We start from the raw sequence: 18794 nt of genomic DNA, 5'->3' as shown, positions 1-18794 counted from the left end.
TTTCACGTTCCGAACGTCCTAAATCAAAGCTGGCGCGCAGTGGTCGATTGAGGTGTCTGATGGGTCTTTTCAGTCGCAAGCCGAGTGTGAGGGATTTGACGCCGGAGGAGGTGGCCCGCGGCATCACCGAAGGTCGGATGCTGCTGGTCGACGTGCGCGAGCCCAACGAGACGGGGGTGGAAAGTTATCCGGACGCGGTTCTGGTGCCCCTGCAGGGCTTCGACCTCTCCGCCATTCCCGATCCTCAGGGCAAGCAGGTGGTCTTCGCCTGTCGGTCCGGCAAGCGCTCGGTCACGGCTTCGCTCGCCGCGCAGGAGGCCGGTTTGCCTTATGACTCTCATCTCGCCGGCGGCATTCTGGCATGGAAGGCGGCGGGCCTTCCCACCAAGACCGGTTCCTGAAGCAGAGCGGGCAAACCATCATGCGACGATTGTCCTTTGCTTCGGCTGTCGCAGCCGCGTCTCTCGCTGCGCTGATGGCCTGTCCCGCCGCTGCGCAAAGCGAACGGGTGGTCAATATCTACAATTGGTCGGATTACATCGATCCGAACGTGATCGCCGACTTCACAAAAAAGACCGGCATCAAGGTCCGCTACGACACCTTCGATTCCAACGACACGCTGGAAACCAAGCTGCTCGCCGGCAAGTCCGGCTATGACGTGGTGGTGCCCACGGCCTATTTCCTGGAGCGCCAGATCAAGGCTGGTCTGTTCCAGAAGCTGGACAAGAGCAAGATCCCGAACCTGTCGCATGCATGGCCGGAGGTGACGAACCGCCTCGCGACCTACGATCCGGGCAACCAATTCGCGGTCAACTACATGTGGGGAACGACCGGCATCGGCTACAATGTCGAGAAGGCGAAGGCAATCCTCGGGAAGGACGCGAAGATCGATAACTGGGATATCGTCTTCAAGCCGGAGAATCTCGCGAAGTTCAAGGATTGCGGCGTGATGATGCTGGATTCCTCGGATGACATCATGCCGGCCGCCTTGCGCAATCTCGGCCTCGATCCCAACAGTAAGAACCCCGCCGATCTCGAAAAGGCGGCCGAGCTTCTCACCAAGGTGCGCCCCTCGGTGCGCAAGTTCCATTCCTCCGAATACATCACCTCGCTCGCCACCGGCGAAATCTGTCTGGTGGTCGGCTGGTCCGGCGACATCAAGCAGGCGCAGAAGCGCGCGCAGGAAGCCAGGAACAAGATCGAGATCGGCTACGCGATCCCGAAGGAAGGCGCGCAGATGTGGTTCGACAATTTCGCGATCCCGAAGGACGCGAAGAATGTCGAGGAGGCGCACGCCTTCATTAATTACATGATGGACCCGCAGGTTGCGGCGAAGAATTCCAATTTCATTTCCTACGCCAACGGCAATCTGGCGAGCCAGAAACTCATCGACAAGGCGGTGCTGGAAGATCGCTCGGTCTATCCCGACGCCGAGACGATGAAGAGCCTCTACATCATCACCGCGCACGACCAGAAGACGCAGCGGCTGTTGAACCGGCTCTGGACCAGGGTGAAGACGGGACGGTGAGGATTCTTACCCTCCCCCTTGTGGGGAGGGTCGCTCGCTTCGCTCGCCACCCTCCCCACAAGGGGGAGGGAAAAACTACCGCCACCTTCTGTGCAGCCAGAGCCATTGCTCCGGCGTTTCGCGCACCCAAGCCTCCACCACATCGGTGATCGCCTGCATGGTGCCGGCGATGTCGATCTTGCCTTCGGCGTCGCGCACCGGCTTCACCTCTTCGGTCAGTTCGGCGAAGAAGCGGCGGTTGGGCCGGCGGATCACGCGCACGCCGTGGATCGGGCAATCGACCTGGCGGGCGAGGCGGGCGATCAGCGGGTTGGCATTGGTCTGGCGTCCGAAAAAGGTCACCGGCACGCCGCGCACATAATACTGGTCGACCAGCATGCCGACATGCAGGCCTTCGGCGAGCGCGTCAGCGGTCTTCATCGGCGCGTCAAGGCCGGTCTTGATCAGGCGTCCCATATTCACGCCGCGGGTCTTCAGCACCATGTCGGCGACCGCGCCGATATTCGGCGCGCGGTAGAGTACCGCGCTCGGCAGCCCATGCGCCGCGCCGGGAAGCGCCGGCATTTCCCAGTTTCCGAGATGCGCGGCAAAAATGAGCGCCGGCTTGCCGTCGTCGCGCAGCCGGATGAAGCGCTCCTCGCTCTCGGGCGAGAAGTCGATGTGGCTCTTGCCGCGATTGTTCGGATCGTGGTCCCAGATGCGGTCGAGATGGGCGAATTCGATGCCGATGCGGCCGAGATTGTCCCAGACGCCAGCAAGAATTTTCTCGATTTCCTCCGGCGACTTTTCCGGGAATGCAGCAATGAGATTGGCGCGGCCGATCCTGTGCTCGCGCAGCTTCGGGCCGATCTTGCGCATCACCCAGCCGGCGAAATCCGACATCTTGTGCGGATCGGTGAGACGGACGAGCTTGATCAGCCCGACCGCGAGATTGCCGACAACGGCGTCACGGATGCCGTCTGGAATCCGGATGCGCATGCCTCACCGTCGTCTCCGCGAAAGCGGGGACCCATCCTCTCTGAGCGACAAACTTGAAGCACTGAGCCCAGGCAGCACTGAGAACCGCGTGCAGATAGTGCAGACACCATTGTCTGTCGCTATGGATCCCCGCTTTCGCGGCGACGACCCGTTAGGTCTGTAAGCGGACTCGTGCATCAGAAGTTGACGATCACCTTGCCGAACACCTGCCGGCCTTCGAGGCGTGCCAGGCCTTTCTCAAGGTCCTCCAATCCAACCTCCGTGTCGATCACCGGCAACAAGCCACCCGCCATCTTGTCGAGGCTGTCGCGGATGTTCTTCATCGACGCGCCGAACGACGCAAGGATTTTGTACTGTTGCTGGAAAAGCTGCATCAGGTTGATGGTCACGGTCGGGCCCGCGGTCGAGCCGCAAGTGACAAGGCGCCCGCCCTTCTTCAGGCAGAGCAGCGAGCCGTTGAAGCCTTCGCCGCCGACATGCTCGAACACCACATCGACGCCCTTCTTGTTGGTGAGCTTGCGCACCCGGCCTTCAAACCGGTCGGTGCGGTAATTGATGACATGATCGGCGCCGATCGCCTTCGCCTTCTCGATCTTGTCGTCGCTGCCGACGGTGGTGATGACAGTGCAGCCGAGTTGTTTCGCCATCTTGATCGCAACCGAGCCGATGCCTGACCCCGCGGCGTGTACGAGGATGGTTTCGCCCGGCTGCAGCTTGGCATTGTCGAACAGCATGTGCTCGACGGTGGAGAAGGCGACGGGCGCGCAGGCCGCGTCGCGCATCGACACGCCCTTCGGCACCGGAATCACCAGACGCTCGGGCATGTTGAGCAATTCGCGCGCAAAACCGTCGACATGGAAGCCCATGATGCCGCCGACATTCTCACAGAGATTGTCGCGGCCTTCGAGGCAGTATTTGCACTTGCCGCAGGTCAGCGCGCCATACATCACGACCGGATCGCCGGTCTTGAACCGCGTCACGCCCGGTCCGATCGCGGCGATTTCGCCGGCCGCTTCCACGCCCACCACCACCGGATAGGCGCGCTTGGCGAAAGCCATGCCGCGATAGCCCCACACGTCGATGTGGTTCAGGGCGACCGCGCGCACCCGGATCTGGACCTCGTCCTGGCCGGGCGGGGGCGGGGGCGGCAGGTCGGTGAGCTCGAGCTTCCGGTCACCGAGCAAGGCAAGCGCACGCATGGACGCGATATCTCCGGGAAACGGCCGAAAAGGGCGGGAAAACGTGCGCTTGGGTAGCCCCCGGCGAAGGGCGGCGTCAACCCGCATCTGTCGTTGTCACGCCTGGCGCCCGGCAGCGCGCAAAGCGCGGCCCGAGTGTAACCCTTGGGTCGGGCATCCACGTATTGGATGCAAATTCCGACCTTTAAGACGTGAATGGCCGGGACAAAGCCCGGCCATGACGGATGTTTTGATGAGACGCCTTACGCCGGCTCGCCGGTCAACACCAGGCAGGTGTTCTGCCCTCCGAAGCCGAACGAGTTCGAGATCACCCGGCGCACCTTGGCGTCGCGTGCCTTGTTCGGCACGACGTCGAGCGGGATCGCGGGATCGGGGATTTCGTAATTGATGGTCGGCGGAATGCGCTGGTTGAGAATGGTCAGCGCCGAGACCACGGCCTCGATCGCGCCGGCTGCGGTCAGCGTGTGGCCGATCATCGACTTGTTCGAGGAGATCGGAATGTCCTTGAGCCGCTCGCCGAACACGGTCGAGACGCCGTGATATTCCATCCGATCATTCTCCGGCGTCGAGGTGCCGTGCGCGTTGATGTAGTCGACATCCTCCGGCGTTACGCCGGCATCGGCCAGCGCATTGCGCATGCAGGAGATCACCGGCTTGCCGTCCGGGCTTGAGCGGGTGCGGTGGAAGTTGTCCGCTTTCTCGCCGACGCCTTCGACCACACCGAGGATTTTCGCGCCGCGCGCGAGGGCATGATCATAGTTTTCAAGAACCAGCGCCGCTGCGCCTTCCGCCAGCACGAAGCCGTCGCGGTTCTTGGAGAAGGGACGCGAGGCGCCTTGCGGCGAAGCATTATTGGTCGACAGCGCGGAGAGGAGCGAGAAGCGCACGACCGATTCCGCGGTGATCGAACCGTCGGCGCCGATCGCGAGCGCGGCGTCGCATTCGCCACGCTGGATCGCCTCAAGGCCGAGCTGGATTGCGGTCGCACCCGACGCGCAGGCGGTGGTCAGCGAGATCGGCGAGCCCTTGGTGCCGAAATGCTGCGCCAGATATTCGGGAACGACGCCGTATTTCGACGCCTCGTAGAACGAACTGAATTGCGGATTCTGCGCCGCGCGCACGAGGTCGCTGTATTCGATCTTGTCATTCGCTCCCGAGGCGGCGGCAATGGCAAAGCGTTGCGACCATTCGATTTCGATTGGCGGGAAGGCGAGAAAGAGTGGCCCCGGAAAATTGCCTTTGCTGCCGATCGCGGATTCCTCGATCGCCTCATTGCCGGCGAGCAGCGCCAGCTTCTGCGACAGATGCGACGACGTCATGCCGTCTTCGAAGACATGATCGACCGCGCCGGCGATGGTGGTGCGCAACCCGTCGGTCGCGAAGCGGGTGATGGTGCGAATGCCGGATTCGCCGGCGGTCAGCTTCTTCCAGTTGTCGGTTTTGCCGGTGCCGAGCGGGGTGACGATGCCCATGCCGGTGATCGCAACGATGGGGCGGCTTTTCTTGTCACGATGCTCAGCCATGTGGTCCTCAATCGATCCGTTCAACCAGGGCGAGGCCTTCGCCGCGCCAATGTCCGACGCTGGTCACCAGCGCCTGGCGGATGCCATGCGCAGGCGCCTCACCGACATCGCCGCTGCCGGACGCCGGAAAGAGTGTTCCCGAGCGAAGAGCCTGGCAACCCAGTGCGATATTGGCGAGAAACTGCGCCTCCATCCCGTTCCCGATATGGGTGGCCGTTGCCCGCACCGGAAGCCCGATCTCGGATAAAACCTTGCGTTCTTCCGCTGTCGCAGGTTCCGCGCCGGACGCGCCGGAAATCACGACGGCAGCGTCCTTTTTGACCCGGCCGGCGATTTCATTCCATTCATCGCGCAATGTCGTCTCGGCATCGCCGGGCGTGCGCAGGTTGCGGCTGGACAAGACCGAGGTCAGTTTCGCAATCGGCTTGGCGCCTCGTTTTTCGGCATGCTCGCGGCTCTCGAGCACGACAAAGGCGCCCATGGCGGCCAATGCAATCGCCCCATTGGGGCCACGGTCCCAGACCGGCTTGAACGGACCTTCCAGGAGCGGGGTGCCGAGCTTGAACAGAAGCACGAGGTCCCAGCGGGTGCCGTTATAGGCGCCGCCGACCAGGCTGATCTCGCTCTGGCCCGCGGCGATGCGCGCGTGCGCGACGCGCAAAGCATCGACGCCGGAGGATTCCTCGCCCATGAAGGTGCGCGAGGAGCCGACCACGCCATGCACCAGCGAGATGTTGCCGGCCAGCAGGTTGGGCAATTGCGCGAGAAAGAGAGTGGGGCGCAGATCGCTCATCAGCCGTTCGTTGACGAAGGCCTCGGGCTTTTCCGCCTTGCGCACGTCGGTGAGGATCGCCGAATCCACTGCGACATCGCGTTCGCCTCCGCCGGCCGCGACGATCATGTCCATCTTGTCAAGGATGTCGGTATTCTTGGCGACGCCGGCGTCCGTCAGCGCGAGACCAGCGGCATAGACGCCGATTCGCTGCCAGGCTTCCATCTGGCGCTGGTCGCCCTTCTTCGGGATCTGGCTGTCGAGATTGAGCGGCGGCACCGGGAAAGTGATGTAGGGCGCAAAGGTTTTGTCATCATAGGTCGGCTCGCCGCCCGCATTCAGGCGCGACCAATGCTGCTCCAGGCCCTCACCGAGGGCTGAGACAATGCCGATACCGGTGATCCAGACGTCGCGCCGATCGCTCACTTTTTGAATTCCTGCAGCGGGAAATCGAGCTGCTTGGCCCAGGTGACCATGGTGTTCTGAAATTCCGGGCTTGGATAGGGGATGATGCGGTAGGTCAGACGCGCATCGGCGATCGCGGTATCGCCGGAGGAAATCTTGCCGTCGGCGATGGCAAAGCCCGAGCCGTCATGCACGATCTTGCCTTCGGTCGCGATGTCCATGCCTGGAAATACTGCACCGCGAATTTTCGCTTCCTTCACGCCGGCCAGCACCGGCAGGCCGGTGAAGCCCGTGATCGCGCTGACCAGCCAGCCGCAGGTCTGCGCCATGTTCTCGATCAGCAGGACGCCCGGCATCAGCGGATAACCGGGGAAATGGCCCTCAAAGACCGGGCTTTCCAGCGGCACCTTCGACACGGTCTTGATCCAGCGCTCATCGGCTTTGACCTCGACGAAACGGTCGAGCATCTGAAAATATTCAAGCCGCATGATCGCCTGCCTGGCTCAGGTCGAATAACGCTGGGCGACGGAATCCTGTCATCCGTCGTGCGTCACGCACCCTTCGCGGCGATCAGTTCGTCGATGCGGGCGACGAGGTTCTTCAGGACGAAATACTGCTCGGTGGTCGCCTGACCGTCATTGATCTTCTGCGTCCATTGCTCGAGCGGCAGCTTGATCCCAAAGGCCTTGTCTATGGCGAAGGCGATGTCCAGGAAGTCGAGGCTGTCGATCTTCAGGTCGTCGATGGCGTGGCTCTCCGGCGTGATCGTGTCGCGCGGAATATCGCAGGTCTCGGCAATGATATCGGCGACTTTATCGAACGTTGTGGACATTGGCGCTCTCAGGTGATCACGGGGGCCGGACGGAGCTTTAGGTAGCCGGTAGGGTCCAAGTCGTGCAAGCCCGTCGTGCAAGCCCGGCGAGGAACGGCAAAAGCCTTCCGGTGGAGGGATTTGGATGCCCCTATAGCGAAGGAAAGCCGCGAGTTCAACGGCGGCCCGGCTGCCGGGAGCCGAATTCGGCTTCGGCTTGTACATTGGCCACGATTTCCCTTAGAGCCTGATCAATGGAGGCCGGGGCGGGACATGGCGGCTCAGGAGGTCAAGAAACGCTGCGTTTTCTTTCTGGGCGGCTACGAGCCGATTCCCCCGCAGCGTCAGCATGAGCGGTTCGTCCGGGAGCTGGCCCGGTTTCAAGAGACCTGGCAGGTCGCCTCGACGGTCTCGGACCTGACGCTTTCCGAGGGCGGGGCGGTGGCATCCTGGCGGGTGGACACCCGGGGGCCCAACTGGGCCGTCGAGACCGAATACCGCTCCCTGTTGTGGGGGGACTTGGTCGCCACCGATTTCGAGCGCTCGGACTGGGAGCGGGTCCCTTGCGCCATCCGAGCCTTTGCCGACTTCATCGGGTCGGGAACCGCCTTCCGCTATTTCGCGGTCAACTGGCGTTACGGGCTGTTCTTTCTCTACCCGATCCTGATCCTTCTGGCCTTTGCGGCGATCGGCGTGGGGCTGGCTTGGTATGCCACCAGCCATGGCTTGCCGCCCATGTTGGTCCCGCTGGCCGCCCTGGCCGTGTTTGCCCTTCTGACCGTCTGGCCGGGCCGGTACCTGATGCTGCCCTATATGCTGGATGACTGGCTGTTCGCCTACGAGCTGGTGCATCGCTCGCGTCCCGGCCTGGACGAACGCCTCGATCTTTTCGCGAAGGACGTGGCCGCGCGGCTGCGCGCAGGGGGCGTCGACGAAATCGTCTTTTCCGGTCACAGCCTCGGCTGCGCCCTGAAAGCCGATGTGCTCGATCGCGCGTTGCGGCTGGTCCCTGAATTTGGTGCTGGCGGAGAGAAACTGAGCGTCCTCTCCACCGGCTCCTCGCTGCTAAAGATCGCGCTTCATCCGGCGGCGGCCTGGCTGAAGGAGGCGGTCGCACGGGTGTCGCAGAATGCGGCCGTGTTCTGGGTCGAATACCAGACGATGGTTGACATCATCAGCTTCTACAAGGTGAACCCGCTGCAGGCGCTGCGTTTGCCGGATACCGGGCGGCCGACGATCCGCCGTGTGCATGTGCGCGACATGCTCAAGCCGGAGACCTATCGCCGCTTCAAGGGCAATTTCTTCCGGCTGCACCGCCAGCTCGTGATGGGTAACGACAAGCGGTACTTCTACGATTACTTCATGGTCTGCTGCGGCCCGTTCCGGCTGCAGACCCGCGCCGATCATCCCGAGCGGGTGATCGTCTTTTCCGCGGACGGCGCTCTGGACGATACCGCGCAACCGACACAATAAGGCCGCCGACAATGACTCCGTTGATTGCCAAGACCATTCTGATCGCCGGTGCGATTGCCTGGTTCATCATCCGCTGGCCGCATCAGCGGCGGTCATGGAAAACGCCGGTGTCGAAGAGCCAGCGGACGACACGGGAAAAGCTGCTGCTTCTGTCCAATTTCCTCGGGCTTGGCGTCATTCCGTTTGTCTATGCCTTCACTGGCTTTCCGCGCTTCGCCGATTATCCCTTCCAGCCGGTGCTCGCCGTCATCGGCGCCGTGATCATGGCGCTGTCGCTTGCCCTCTTTTACCGCGTGCACCGCGAGCTCGGGCGGAACTGGTCTGATTCTCTGCAGGTGCGCGAAACCCATACGCTGGTAACCGAAGGCCTCTACCGCTACGTCCGCCATCCCATGTATTCGGCATTCTTTCTATGGGGTCTGGCGCAACTTTTCCTGCTGCCGAACTGGATCGCCGGGCCGGCCGGTCTTGTCGGCTTTGCCATCCTGTTTGGGTTCCGGGTCGGCCGCGAAGAGCAGATGATGATCGATGCCTTCGGGGATCAATACCGCGCCTATATGGGCCGTACCGCGCGCCTCATTCCCTGGCTCTATTAGCGGCATATTCACAAGTTCCTGATCTATTCGTTGCAATCAGGCAACACCGGTCCGGCTTCCAGGTAAAATTCTGGGGCCACGCTGGCCTTTCCCGCCAAACGCGTTGTAAATCGCGTGCATGGGGGCCTGGTGTTCGGGCCGGTCCTGATTTGAGTTGAAAATATTGCGGAGCTTGGGCGGACGATGATCAGGATCGTACATTCGCCGGCCATCTGGGCAGTGGCGGCTAGTCTTGTTTTCGGCGGCATCGCGCCAGTTTTCGGTCAGGACATCGCCGCACCAGAAAAGCGCACCGCGTCGGTCGCGAGTTCGCAGAAGCGGAACGCGGTCAGCAGCCAGTCGCATGTCTATCTGCTGCGCGGCCTGCTCAACATCTTTTCGCTGGGCATGGATGATCTGGCGCAGAAGCTCGAAGCGCGTGGCATCCGCACTTCGGTGCACAATCACTCCGAATGGGAATCTCTCTCTGATCAGATCGCGGCGAAATACAAGGCCGGCAACAGGGGCGCGATCATCCTGGTCGGTCATTCGCTCGGCGCCGACGCCGTGATGTTCATGGGCGAGTATCTCGGCAAGAAGGGCGTGCCGGTGGCGCTGATCGTGCCGTTCGACGGCACCGGGTCGTTCGCGGCCAGCTCGAATGTGCAGCGGGTGATGAATCTCACGCAGCGCGATTACGCCTACATGAAGCGCGGCCATGGTTTCCGCGGCGAATTGGCGAATATCGATGTGAGCGGGCAGGGCTATGGCCATACCGACATCGACAAGTCGGCGAGGCTGCACAGCATGGTGATCAACAAGATCGTTGGCATCGTTGGCCGCGGTGGCGGAACGCGCACGGCTGCACCCGACGCGCCCAAACCTCGCCCCGCGGCTGCGCCGGCATCCGCGCCGAGCACGGCGCCGACTGCCGCGCCTGCAGCCGCACCATCCGGTAATTCAGGATCGGCGGAGTCGAGTTCGCGTTCGGCGAGCGCCACCCCGGCGAGCGACATCTCGTCATCGTCGCCCGCGGTGACAGGCACGACGCCTGCGCAAAAGCCAGATGAAAAAGTGCAATTGCGTCACTGATACGCAGCAATAATTACTTTTCATTGTGCCGGCGCGGGCTTCCGCGCCGGCCTTTTTCATATTCACGCCCGAACAAATCCCCGATTACGCCGCGAAATGGAACGATTCAGAACCTAGCGGCTTCATTCTTCAACGCAGTTAGGGGACACACTGAATGATCGCTCATCCGATCAGCGTGAAAGCAATTGCCATCTTGGCCCTGCCTTTCATGTTCTCCGCCGCAACGGCGGATACCGGCAAGTCGCAGACCGGAATTGCTTCAGTTTATGCTTATCATGGCAGCAAGACCGCAAGCGGAGAACGCGCAAGCAAACATGGTCTCACCGCTGCGCATCGGACATTGCCGTTTGGGACGCGCGTGAAGGTCACCAACAAGCGCAACGGCAAATCTGTTGTCGTGCGCATCAACGATCGCGGTCCTTTCATCAAGGGACGCATCATCGATCTGACCCCGCAAGCGGCGTCCGCATTGTCTTTCTCCGGACTGGCGCCGGTCAGCGTTGCAGTGGTGAACTGATCTCGCCGCGCGGCTGCACAGGCGCGTCAACAGGTGTGCAGCCGCGCCGGCCGGACAGAACACAATCCTGATCTTTGCGCATCGACGACAGCGCGTCGGCGAGCCAGAGTCCCGCAATCATCAGCAGCAGCGTAACGGCAGCCGCCGCGATATTGACCATCATGCGGTGACGGTAATCGTCGGCTTCTTGCGTCTGTTCGAATTTCCGCAAATCTCCGACCGGAGAGGATTCCTGCAACCGCTGTCCCGCGGCCGTATTGCGCGCGGACTGGCGCGGAAAGACGATCACACGATGGTCGGAATCGGAGGAGCGATCAGGCATTGGCGATCCTGACGGATAACGAAACGCCATTATAACCGATCCGCACGCGAACGCCGAATCGCTGACGTTTCGTTGTTTGCCGCATGTTGGCGGTAACGGCTATTCCACGCTGCGCGAAGCAATGTGCCTGCGGGCTGGAAAGTTCATCTGCATCTCAGCCTTGATGCCAGCCCTGCCGGGCCGGGACATGCGGCGCTCACGCGGATTCCGGCACGCGGAGAGGTTGTGAAACTCTCGCCGAACCGGAATAGGCGGCTGGCGGCCTTTATCGCGACGGGCGCGTCACGGATGCGCTGCAGGACCTGCAGCTTAATCCAGCCTCTGAATAGCGCACACTATTTCTCGCGGAAGGGCAAAGCTTCGCCGGCCGGGATCGGCACGTTGAAGACGTTCAGCGACATTGCAACCAGCGTGTAATAGCCAAGGATGCCGGCGAATTCGACCATGCCGGCGTCGCCGAACAAAGCGTGCACCTTGCTGTATGTTCTGTTCGAGACCCGCCGCGTCCTGTGCAGCTCTTCCACGAAATCGTAGATCGCGCGCTCGTCCTTGCTCAGCTTTTTCGGCCGCCGCCCCGCGCGCAGATCGGCGATGGTCTGTTTTGGCACGCCGGCTTTTTCGGCAATCGGCGCATGTATCCAGAATTCATATTGCGAGCGCCAGATGCGCCCGATCACCAGGATGGTGAATTCGGACAGGCGCGGGGGCACCGCCGTCTTGTAGCGGCAGAAGGCGCCGAGCTTCTGCGCCAGGTCGCCATATTCAGGTGCGTGCAGCATGACCCCGAACGGCCCGCCCAACGTGGCGCGGCCGCGGGAGGCCTGGATTTCCGCCATGACCTCACGTTGCTTCGGCGTCATCTCGGATTCGGGAATCTCCTTCAGGCGCGGCTTCAGCGTGACCTTGGAAGTTTTCTTCATTCTTGTCTTTGTGTTCTTTTTTTGCACTTTTCATTTTGCTCATGAGCACCTGGTGGGCGCTAGCGCCACACGGTGATGGGTTCGCCGGCTTTGGTCATTCCCTGGAATCGCCCTGGCCCGCTACGTGTGAGCGTGGCCACGGTCGAGACCAGGCCTTTGGTCAGCGTCAATGTATGCCCGCCCTGCATCACCCAGTTGCCAATTGCCTGCAGGTCGGCAGACGCGCAGCCGCTCGTGGTGGCGCCACCTCCCTCCGGGCTGAACCCGGCGTAGAGCGTCAGGACGCAGGGGCGGCCTTTGCCCACGACCATGCTCCAGCCGCCGGCAAACGGGGTTCCAGCGGAAGGACGCTGCGGACTGTGCCATCCGGAATTGTGCGGTCGCGGCGGGGCGGATGTGCCGATGGTCACGCTTTTCGACTGCGTGTTGGTATGGGTGGTCGCGCTCGATCCGCCCCGGGTGCCATCGGGGCTTTGCCATTTGGTGGTGGTCGTTGTGGTCTTGGATTGGGTTGTGGTGCCCGACGTCTGAGCCATCCCGGTTGTCGCTGCGAGCAATATTGCAGCTCCCGCGGTGAATGCGGTTTTCGTCATGGTCCCCCCTGCAGCAGCACGGCAATTTGCGGCAGAATAGGCGGAGAGGCAAGCAGTTGGACCCATGAGGCTTTGTCATGTCGCACTCCATCATGTTTCACGAGGGAAACCGGCAGCTGCAGGACGAATTCGCGTCGCGCCGCATCTCCGATCGTCTTGAAGAAAAGCTGACGCGCACGGCCTTTACCGCCGACGACAAGCTGTATCTCGAAGGCGTTCAATACTTCTTCCTTGCGACGGCCGATGCGGAAGGACGCCCCGATTGCTCGTTCAAGGGCGGCCCGCCCGGTTTCGTGCGTGTGACCGGGCCGTCCGAGCTTGCCTTTCCCGACTACGATGGCAACGGCATGTTCAAGAGCCTGGGCAATGTGCTGGTCAATCCCAATGTCGGTCTGCTGTTCATCGCCATGCATGACAAGCCGAAGCGCCTGCGCGTCAACGGCACCGCCCTGATCAGCCGGGATGACCCGCTGCTGGCGGATACGGTCGGCGCGCAGCTCATGGTGCGGGTGACGGCGCGCGCGATCTTCCCGAATTGCCCACGCTACATCCCGAACATGCAGATGATGTCGTCCTCCGACTACATCCCGAGGCCGGATTGCGCGCCGCTTGAGCCGGCCTGGAAGGGATTTGCCGATTTCAAGGATGTGGTGCACCCGCGCGCGCCGGCAGGCCAGATCGGCCACCAGTCAGACGCCGCTCAGGAACACGGGTTGGATCGGTAAAATTAGAGCGATCCATAACACCGTACCGCAAAGGTCTTTTGGTACCTTCGACATGCCCCGGCCTGCACGGGGCGACGAGGGTGGCGATGCGCGCGGTCTGTCTTGTTTTCTGTCTGCTGCTGGCGGGCCTGCTTGCCGCGCTGAGCGTCGCCGCGCCGGCCGCCACCGGCGGCGAGCCGAGCGAGATGCAGATGCGTCTCGCCTTTGAGGAGATCCTGACGCGGCAGGTACGCAACGCCCTCGATTTTGCCGCCGAAACGGGCGGGCCTGCGGCGGTTGCGGCGATCCGCGACAGGGGCTTTGACCGGTTCAGGATCGCCTCCTTCCGCAAGCGCGCGTGCCGGCCGGGGGCGGAAAGCGGCGGCCATATCTGCGAATTCACGGTCGACATCGAACTTGTGTCGGGCCGCATGGAGCGCGTGATTGTCGGCCGCTTCGTGACACGGCCCGACCGGCTCGTCTTTATTCAAGAAGCTTGATTCCCGCCGCTGCGGTTCCCCTCATAGCCTCAAATTTCGCCGGCAGGAAAAGTTGGAAAAAATCCTTGATCGCTTGACCGATCACCCCATGTGCCGGCTACGCGATCGGGAAGCGGTCGCGGCGTGACGCTACGCTTGCGTTGCGTAATCCAATCGAAGGGCACAGCCCAATCGAAAGGAATGCATATGAAACTGACAAGCGAACTCGTGAAACGGACGGTCAGCCAGTTCGATGCAGAGACCATTCCGGAGACGCATCCCGCCATTCCACAGCTCAACAACATGTTCGGGGATCACACTTTCTTTCTGGACGGCAACGGACTTCACATCGTCGAGCCGGTCGAGCCGACGGAAACAGGCGTTCAGTCGGGGAAAGTGGTGAAACTTGCGAGCTGGAGCGACGCGAATCACACGAGCCTGGCGCCGCATCGGCCTGAAGTGACTGATGTGGTGGTTGTTCTCGGAACGGAACACTGATCGCAGTGGCAAAGCCATTGTCGCGGCGCGATCTTGTCGCAGTGTGAGCGCCTTCAGTCCATACTTTCCACACATCTCGCCGCGACAAATTGCCCATCATGGTTTTTGACGCAGCCAGCGCTGCGTCAACGGACCCAATGACATGCGAATGCGGGGAACGGATGTTTCAGCGCATGAAGGAGAGCAATATGCAGTCACTTTCGGCAATGAATGCCCGCCGCCTTGCGGTCGCAGGTCTTTCGGCGGCGGCGCTTGTTCTTGCGTCAGCCGCTTTCGCCCAATCTCCGGCGCCGAATGCGCCCGCGCAGACCCAGCCGCAGGCGCAGCCGTCCAACATTCCGGATCAGAAGTTGGATGCCGCAGCGGCCGCGCTTGAAAAGGTCACCGACCTGAAGCGCAACTATGAGAAGCAGCTGACCTCCGCGCCCGCCGCCGATCAGGAGCGCATCACCAAGGAAGCGAATACGGCGCTCTCCAAGGCCGTCACCGATCAGGGCCTGTCGGTTGAGGAATACAACTCGATCATCCAGGTGGCGCAGAACGATCCGCAGGTGCGGCAGAAAATCCTGAGCCGGGTGAAGACGAAATAGTAGACGTGAAAAAAGCCCCGCGGAATGATCCGCGGGGCTTTTTCTGTTAGGCAGTAGCCGTACCGAACACGCGCTGGAAGATCGTATCCACGTGCTTGAAGTGATAGCCGAGATCGAAATTCTCTTCGATCTCCGTGGCTGACATTTTCGCCGTCACGCGCGGATCGTTCTTCAGGAAGGTAAGGAAGTCGCCTTCGCCGCGCCAGACCTTCATCGCATTGTCCTGCACGATACGATAGGCTTCTTCGCGCGCGACGCCCTTCTGCGTCAGCGCGATCAAGACGCGCTGCGAATGTACGAGGCCGCCGAGGCGGTCGAGATTCTTCAGCATGTTCTCCGGATAGACGACGAGCTTGTCGATCACGCCGGCCAGACGATTGAGCGCGAAATCCAGCGTCACGGTCGCGTCCGGTCCGATCATGCGTTCCACCGACGAATGCGAGATGTCGCGTTCATGCCAAAGCGCGACATTCTCCATCGCCGGCAGCGCATAGGCGCGCACCATGCGGGCGAGGCCGGTGAGATTTTCCGTTAGCACCGGATTTCGCTTGTGCGGCATCGCCGAAGAGCCTTTCTGGCCCGGCGAGAAATACTCTTCCGCCTCCAGCACCTCGGTGCGCTGCAGATGTCGGATCTCGATCGCCAGCCGCTCCATCGAGGAGGCGACGACGCCGAGCGTTGCGAAATACATTGCGTGCCGGTCGCGCGGGATCACCTGCGTCGAAACCGGCTCCACCTCCAGACCCATCGCTTTGGCGACGTGAGCCTCCACGCGCGGGTCGATCTGCGCGAAGGTGCCGACCGCGCCGGAGATCGCACAGGTCGCCACCTCCTTGCGCGCCGCGACCAGGCGCTCGCGCGCGCGTGAGAATTCCGCATAGGCCTGCACCATCTTCAGCCCGAAAGTTACGGGTTCCGCGTGGATGCCGTGCGAGCGGCCGATGGTCGGCGTCAGCTTGTGCTCGAAGGCGCGCTTCTTCAGCGCGGCCAGAAGCTTGTCCACATCGGCGATCAGGATGTCGGCGGCCTGCACGAGCTGTACGTTCAGGCAGGTGTCGAGCACGTCGGAGGAGGTCATGCCCTGGTGCACGAAGCGGGCTTCAGGTCCGACGATTTCAGCGAGATGGGTGAGGAAGGCGATGACGTCGTGCTTGACCTCGGCCTCGATCTCCTCGATCCGCGCGACGTTGAAGGTCGCGGCCTGGCCTTTTTCGCGGACGATGCGGGCGGCCTCTTTCGGCACCACGCCCAGCTCCGCCAGCGCCTCGGTCGCATGCGCCTCGATCTCGAACCAGATGCGGAAACGCTGCTCGGGCGACCAGATGGCGGCCATTTCGGGGCGGGAATAACGGGGAATCATGCGGTTGTTCTTTCTCCGAATGAGTGCGCTCTAGCAGAGCCAGCCTCGCGTCGCAAAACAGAGTTTATCCACTTGTCCTCATCAGCCCGCCGAAGGCGTGCAGCACCGCAAGTCGGCCGCGACCGACTAGCGTCACCCTAAATCCGATCTTGGGTAAACCCGAGATCGGTGGCGGGTCGAGACGCTGCGCCCCGCAAGTCGGCTTTGGCCGACTTGCGCTCATCAATACCCATGTCGGTCAAGCCCGACAGGGGCGGGGCGGCACCATGAGTGTTAAAGCTTCGCCAGCCGCTTGGTCACAGCCATGAAGCGCCGGTTCGGCCCGGCATGGTAGCCGTCATTGTCGGCATATTCGATCAGGGCGGCGAGGGTGATCGTCCCGTCCTCTGCCGCATGCAGATAGGCCTCGGCGATCCCGTAATTCGCGGCGCAGCGGCGGCTTTTCGGCAGGGCGTTGTCCTGTTGCAGGATGACGGGCGCTGAGCCGTCGAGGCTGAGGGTCAGCTTCAGCCCGGCCACTTTCGCCCGGCCGGCCCGTCCGCGGCCGCCAAAGCCTTCGCACACGGCGGTGCCGAGCGGGTGGCTTGAGGCCGCGAGCCGCGCCTTGCGCCCGCCGGGCAGCGGCACGTCCAGTGTCTTCGCCAGCGGTTTCGGCTCCATCTGGTAGACGCCGATCTCGTCGAGATCCATCGACGGCTGGCCGGCGACGTAGCTGCCGGGCTCGCTGACCTTGAATTTGTCCAGCAGCGGCTTTGCCTTCTTTTCCGCGTCGGCGCGCGCCTTCTCCTCATCCAGCCCGTCAGCCTCGTCGCGGATGAAGACGCGCACCGGCGCGCCGGGCACGAAGCGGTTCTTTTCGGTATCGATGATCACATATTCCGAGAACGCCGCGGCCTCGTCGTAAATCATGCTGTATTGCTCGAAGGCGAAGAACCGCCCGTCCGGTGAGAAGCCGATGAAGCGCCGCGCAGCGGCATCGCCCGCCTGCGCGGCGCCGCCCAGCGCCATGAAAGCGGCGAGCGCGTAAACGCTGACACGGCACATGTTACGCACTCCGGAAGGAGAGAACATCAACGATACAGTCCGTAAGCGTCCCACATATTCTGGGGAATCTCTTTTCCAATTTTATAGCTGAACGAAGAGACCTTCATGTGGTTTGGCGTCGTCTTGCAGACGAAGGAATATTGATACCATTTTCCCTTGCTGCGAAATGCCCCGCCATTGCCGGCCACGGTGTCGCCGACGAGATTCGGCTTTGATACGGCATAAATGACGGCGCGATCGGGCTTGTACGGATTGTCGTCGCGGTTTACGCGCGCCATGGTTTCAATCGCGCAGACCTGTTCCAGCCGCGTCATCGGATCGAGATGAAGAAGGCTGCGGTCGAAGCGGGAGGTCTCTGCCTGGGCATAGCCGGGAGCGAGCGCAAACATAATCAGCGCTGCAAGATGTTCTGTTTTCATGCTGAATCGGGGCTGTGGAACTCGCGGTTCACTAGCATGCAGAGGCCGCGATTTGAAGTGAGGCGCCGCGGATCAGATCGGGCGGCTGTTTCGCGCAGCTAGTTCTCCGTCATCCATTTGTCGAGCGGCATCACGTCGGGGACCTGGCCGTAAGCCGTGGTCCACATGTCGATCACCCACTTTTGCCGTGTCTTCTTATCGATCAGAACGGCCGTGTTATGCGGCGTCTGCCCGACCAGGACATTGCCCCGGAATTCCGGGTCGGCGACAATGTGGTGATTGAGCAATCCCCATTCCTGAAAGATCAGGAGCAGACTCACCGCATTGCGCGTGGTGTCGAAACAATCGAAGTTGTGCGCATCGTCCCCCGCGCGAAAATCGGCCCGCGCCACGCGCCGCGATGTGCCGATTTCGCGGCCGACCCTTTGGTCGAACCACACGAAGGCGCGCTGCAGCGCTTTGCGCTCATCGGCCGCGGAGGTGCGGCCCCTTGTAAGGATGTTTTTCAGCGTCGATCGCTCGGCCGGCGAGAAATGGAGGACTATCTTGCGCCGGCAGACGAAGCCGTAGCAGACCATCATCTGATCCGCCGTCGGCGGCTGCGCCTCCGTTGCGGCATACATCTGCGCCACAGCGGGCGAAAGCTTGATAGCCGGCGCGGGGTTGGTTCCGAAAGCCAGCACAGTCGCGGCGAGGACGACAATAATACCCGCGCGCCGTGCGCGCGTCCTCCGACAATCGTCTCGAGTCGAGATCGCGAATAGTTTCAATTGACCCCCATCCACATTTACGGATTTGGGAGAATTGTGCCGCTTGCATCCCTATTGAGCCGCAATATCCGGAGAAGGTCCAGTATGGCGTTTCAGAAATTCGCTTGAGAGCTGCGGATTTCGGAATCGGACACTGCCGGCAGATCGCCGCCGCGAGCGGGGCGGGGCCGGAGTGATTCCGCCTTCGACTTCCAGATCGATCAGGCGGGCCGCCGATCATGG

23 protein-coding genes are annotated in these 18794 nt (G+C 62.0%); 10 read left to right on the top strand and 13 right to left on the bottom strand.

Annotation, left to right across the window (positions count from 1 at the left end; genetic code table 11):
• Nucleotides 1-59 precede the first annotated feature (59 nt).
• On the top strand, nucleotides 60-401 hold the full coding sequence (locus tag RO009_19555; GenBank protein MDT3687231.1) for a rhodanese-like domain-containing protein: 342 nt from the start codon (nucleotides 60-62) through the stop codon (nucleotides 399-401).
• A 74-nt stretch (nucleotides 402-475) separates the two neighbouring features.
• Complete coding sequence (locus tag RO009_19550; protein MDT3687230.1) at nucleotides 476-1528, top strand: polyamine ABC transporter substrate-binding protein; 1053 nt, start codon at nucleotides 476-478, stop codon at nucleotides 1526-1528.
• 75 nt (nucleotides 1529-1603) lie between these two features.
• Here the strand turns inward: RO009_19550 and RO009_19545 are convergent, their stop codons facing one another.
• The 6 genes from RO009_19545 to RO009_19520 form a co-directional block, all read right to left on the bottom strand.
• Complete coding sequence (locus RO009_19545) at nucleotides 1604-2506, bottom strand: lipid A biosynthesis lauroyl acyltransferase (GenBank protein MDT3687229.1); 903 nt, start codon at nucleotides 2504-2506, stop codon at nucleotides 1604-1606.
• A 176-nt stretch (nucleotides 2507-2682) separates the two neighbouring features.
• Nucleotides 2683-3705 (bottom strand): zinc-binding dehydrogenase, encoded by a 1023-nt coding sequence (locus tag RO009_19540; protein ID MDT3687228.1) that lies wholly within the window; start codon nucleotides 3703-3705, stop codon nucleotides 2683-2685.
• Nucleotides 3706-3947: 242 nt separating this feature from the next.
• On the bottom strand, nucleotides 3948-5228 hold the full coding sequence (locus RO009_19535) for a beta-ketoacyl-ACP synthase (GenBank protein MDT3687227.1): 1281 nt from the start codon (nucleotides 5226-5228) through the stop codon (nucleotides 3948-3950).
• Nucleotides 5229-5235: 7 nt separating this feature from the next.
• Nucleotides 5236-6426 carry a beta-ketoacyl-ACP synthase gene (locus tag RO009_19530; protein ID MDT3687226.1) on the bottom strand — a complete coding sequence of 397 codons (1191 nt, stop codon included), beginning with the start codon at nucleotides 6424-6426 and terminating at the stop codon, nucleotides 5236-5238.
• Nucleotides 6423-6893 (bottom strand): beta-hydroxyacyl-ACP dehydratase, encoded by a 471-nt coding sequence (locus RO009_19525; protein MDT3687225.1) that lies wholly within the window; start codon nucleotides 6891-6893, stop codon nucleotides 6423-6425. Before RO009_19525 ends, RO009_19530 begins: the two co-directional genes overlap by 4 nt.
• Before the next feature lie 62 nt (nucleotides 6894-6955).
• Nucleotides 6956-7237: an acyl carrier protein gene (locus RO009_19520; protein ID MDT3687224.1), complete on the bottom strand. Its 282-nt coding sequence runs from the start codon at nucleotides 7235-7237 to the stop codon at nucleotides 6956-6958.
• Nucleotides 7238-7489: 252 nt separating this feature from the next.
• Here RO009_19520 and RO009_19515 point away from each other — a divergent pair, with 252 nt between their 5' ends.
• From RO009_19515 to RO009_19500, 4 genes are all read left to right on the top strand, one after another.
• Nucleotides 7490-8689 (top strand): hypothetical protein, encoded by a 1200-nt coding sequence (locus RO009_19515; protein MDT3687223.1) that lies wholly within the window; start codon nucleotides 7490-7492, stop codon nucleotides 8687-8689.
• Nucleotides 8690-8700: 11 nt separating this feature from the next.
• Nucleotides 8701-9285, top strand: a complete 585-nt coding sequence (locus RO009_19510) for a protein-S-isoprenylcysteine O-methyltransferase (GenBank protein ID MDT3687222.1) — start codon at nucleotides 8701-8703, stop codon at nucleotides 9283-9285.
• A gap of 183 nt (nucleotides 9286-9468) precedes the next feature.
• Nucleotides 9469-10356 carry a hypothetical protein gene (locus tag RO009_19505; GenBank protein MDT3687221.1) on the top strand — a complete coding sequence of 296 codons (888 nt, stop codon included), beginning with the start codon at nucleotides 9469-9471 and terminating at the stop codon, nucleotides 10354-10356.
• A 208-nt stretch (nucleotides 10357-10564) separates the two neighbouring features.
• Complete coding sequence (locus RO009_19500) at nucleotides 10565-10873, top strand: septal ring lytic transglycosylase RlpA family protein (GenBank protein ID MDT3687220.1); 309 nt, start codon at nucleotides 10565-10567, stop codon at nucleotides 10871-10873.
• Here the strand turns inward: RO009_19500 and RO009_19495 are convergent.
• From RO009_19495 to RO009_19485, 3 genes are all read right to left on the bottom strand, one after another.
• Nucleotides 10851-11195 carry a hypothetical protein gene (locus RO009_19495; GenBank protein MDT3687219.1) on the bottom strand — a complete coding sequence of 115 codons (345 nt, stop codon included), beginning with the start codon at nucleotides 11193-11195 and terminating at the stop codon, nucleotides 10851-10853. The genes RO009_19500 and RO009_19495 overlap by 23 nt on opposite strands.
• A 335-nt stretch (nucleotides 11196-11530) precedes the next feature.
• The gene (locus tag RO009_19490) at nucleotides 11531-12115 is read right to left on the bottom strand and encodes a carboxymuconolactone decarboxylase family protein (protein ID MDT3687218.1); all 585 of its coding nucleotides are present in this window, start codon (nucleotides 12113-12115) and stop codon (nucleotides 11531-11533) included.
• A gap of 59 nt (nucleotides 12116-12174) precedes the next feature.
• Entirely contained in the window at nucleotides 12175-12708 is a 534-nt protein-coding gene (locus RO009_19485) for an AprI/Inh family metalloprotease inhibitor (protein ID MDT3687217.1), read from the bottom strand.
• A gap of 77 nt (nucleotides 12709-12785) precedes the next feature.
• Here RO009_19485 and RO009_19480 point away from each other — a divergent pair, with 77 nt between their 5' ends.
• From RO009_19480 to RO009_19465, 4 genes are all read left to right on the top strand, one after another.
• Complete coding sequence (locus tag RO009_19480) at nucleotides 12786-13433, top strand: pyridoxamine 5'-phosphate oxidase family protein (protein ID MDT3687216.1); 648 nt, start codon at nucleotides 12786-12788, stop codon at nucleotides 13431-13433.
• Between the two features lie 86 nt (nucleotides 13434-13519).
• The gene (locus RO009_19475) at nucleotides 13520-13912 is read left to right on the top strand and encodes a hypothetical protein (protein MDT3687215.1); all 393 of its coding nucleotides are present in this window, start codon (nucleotides 13520-13522) and stop codon (nucleotides 13910-13912) included.
• 186 nt (nucleotides 13913-14098) lie between these two features.
• Nucleotides 14099-14389 (top strand): hypothetical protein, encoded by a 291-nt coding sequence (locus tag RO009_19470; protein MDT3687214.1) that lies wholly within the window; start codon nucleotides 14099-14101, stop codon nucleotides 14387-14389.
• Nucleotides 14390-14577: 188 nt separating this feature from the next.
• Nucleotides 14578-14979 (top strand): DUF4168 domain-containing protein, encoded by a 402-nt coding sequence (locus RO009_19465; protein ID MDT3687213.1) that lies wholly within the window; start codon nucleotides 14578-14580, stop codon nucleotides 14977-14979.
• Between the two features lie 46 nt (nucleotides 14980-15025).
• On the opposite strand, the gene purB is transcribed toward RO009_19465, so the two are convergent.
• The 4 genes from purB to RO009_19445 form a co-directional block, all read right to left on the bottom strand.
• Entirely contained in the window at nucleotides 15026-16339 is a 1314-nt protein-coding gene (purB, locus tag RO009_19460; GenBank protein MDT3687212.1) for an adenylosuccinate lyase, read from the bottom strand.
• A 273-nt stretch (nucleotides 16340-16612) separates the two neighbouring features.
• Nucleotides 16613-17383 (bottom strand): DUF2259 domain-containing protein, encoded by a 771-nt coding sequence (locus RO009_19455; protein MDT3687211.1) that lies wholly within the window; start codon nucleotides 17381-17383, stop codon nucleotides 16613-16615.
• 26 nt (nucleotides 17384-17409) lie between these two features.
• On the bottom strand, nucleotides 17410-17802 hold the full coding sequence (locus tag RO009_19450; GenBank protein ID MDT3687210.1) for a DUF930 domain-containing protein: 393 nt from the start codon (nucleotides 17800-17802) through the stop codon (nucleotides 17410-17412).
• Between the two features lie 98 nt (nucleotides 17803-17900).
• Complete coding sequence (locus RO009_19445) at nucleotides 17901-18572, bottom strand: hypothetical protein (GenBank protein MDT3687209.1); 672 nt, start codon at nucleotides 18570-18572, stop codon at nucleotides 17901-17903.
• Nucleotides 18573-18794 lie beyond the last annotated feature (222 nt).

The organism is Pseudorhodoplanes sp. (assembly GCA_032027085.1).
Taxonomy (GTDB): domain Bacteria; phylum Pseudomonadota; class Alphaproteobacteria; order Rhizobiales; family Xanthobacteraceae; genus Pseudorhodoplanes.
The sequence above is the reverse complement of the archived record's forward strand: the minus strand, read 5'-3'. Positions and strand labels throughout refer to the sequence as shown.

Coding starts and splice junctions, on each gene's coding strand:
- RO009_19555 (MDT3687231.1), top strand. CDS start 60: ATGGGTCTTTTCAGTCGCAAGCCGAGTGTGAGGGATTTGACGCCGGAG.
- RO009_19550 (MDT3687230.1), top strand. CDS start 476: ATGGCCTGTCCCGCCGCTGCGCAAAGCGAACGGGTGGTCAATATCTAC.
- RO009_19545 (MDT3687229.1), bottom strand. CDS start 2,506: ATGCGCATCCGGATTCCAGACGGCATCCGTGACGCCGTTGTCGGCAAT.
- RO009_19540 (MDT3687228.1), bottom strand. CDS start 3,705: ATGCGTGCGCTTGCCTTGCTCGGTGACCGGAAGCTCGAGCTCACCGAC.
- RO009_19535 (MDT3687227.1), bottom strand. CDS start 5,228: ATGGCTGAGCATCGTGACAAGAAAAGCCGCCCCATCGTTGCGATCACC.
- RO009_19525 (MDT3687225.1), bottom strand. CDS start 6,893: ATGCGGCTTGAATATTTTCAGATGCTCGACCGTTTCGTCGAGGTCAAA.
- RO009_19520 (MDT3687224.1), bottom strand. CDS start 7,237: ATGTCCACAACGTTCGATAAAGTCGCCGATATCATTGCCGAGACCTGC.
- RO009_19515 (MDT3687223.1), top strand. CDS start 7,490: ATGGCGGCTCAGGAGGTCAAGAAACGCTGCGTTTTCTTTCTGGGCGGC.
- RO009_19510 (MDT3687222.1), top strand. CDS start 8,701: ATGACTCCGTTGATTGCCAAGACCATTCTGATCGCCGGTGCGATTGCC.
- RO009_19505 (MDT3687221.1), top strand. CDS start 9,469: ATGATCAGGATCGTACATTCGCCGGCCATCTGGGCAGTGGCGGCTAGT.
- RO009_19500 (MDT3687220.1), top strand. CDS start 10,565: ATGTTCTCCGCCGCAACGGCGGATACCGGCAAGTCGCAGACCGGAATT.
- RO009_19495 (MDT3687219.1), bottom strand. CDS start 11,195: ATGCCTGATCGCTCCTCCGATTCCGACCATCGTGTGATCGTCTTTCCG.
- RO009_19490 (MDT3687218.1), bottom strand. CDS start 12,115: ATGAAGAAAACTTCCAAGGTCACGCTGAAGCCGCGCCTGAAGGAGATT.
- RO009_19485 (MDT3687217.1), bottom strand. CDS start 12,708: ATGACGAAAACCGCATTCACCGCGGGAGCTGCAATATTGCTCGCAGCG.
- RO009_19480 (MDT3687216.1), top strand. CDS start 12,786: ATGTCGCACTCCATCATGTTTCACGAGGGAAACCGGCAGCTGCAGGAC.
- RO009_19475 (MDT3687215.1), top strand. CDS start 13,520: ATGCGCGCGGTCTGTCTTGTTTTCTGTCTGCTGCTGGCGGGCCTGCTT.
- RO009_19470 (MDT3687214.1), top strand. CDS start 14,099: ATGAAACTGACAAGCGAACTCGTGAAACGGACGGTCAGCCAGTTCGAT.
- RO009_19465 (MDT3687213.1), top strand. CDS start 14,578: ATGCAGTCACTTTCGGCAATGAATGCCCGCCGCCTTGCGGTCGCAGGT.
- purB (MDT3687212.1), bottom strand. CDS start 16,339: ATGATTCCCCGTTATTCCCGCCCCGAAATGGCCGCCATCTGGTCGCCC.
- RO009_19455 (MDT3687211.1), bottom strand. CDS start 17,383: ATGTGCCGTGTCAGCGTTTACGCGCTCGCCGCTTTCATGGCGCTGGGC.
- RO009_19450 (MDT3687210.1), bottom strand. CDS start 17,802: ATGAAAACAGAACATCTTGCAGCGCTGATTATGTTTGCGCTCGCTCCC.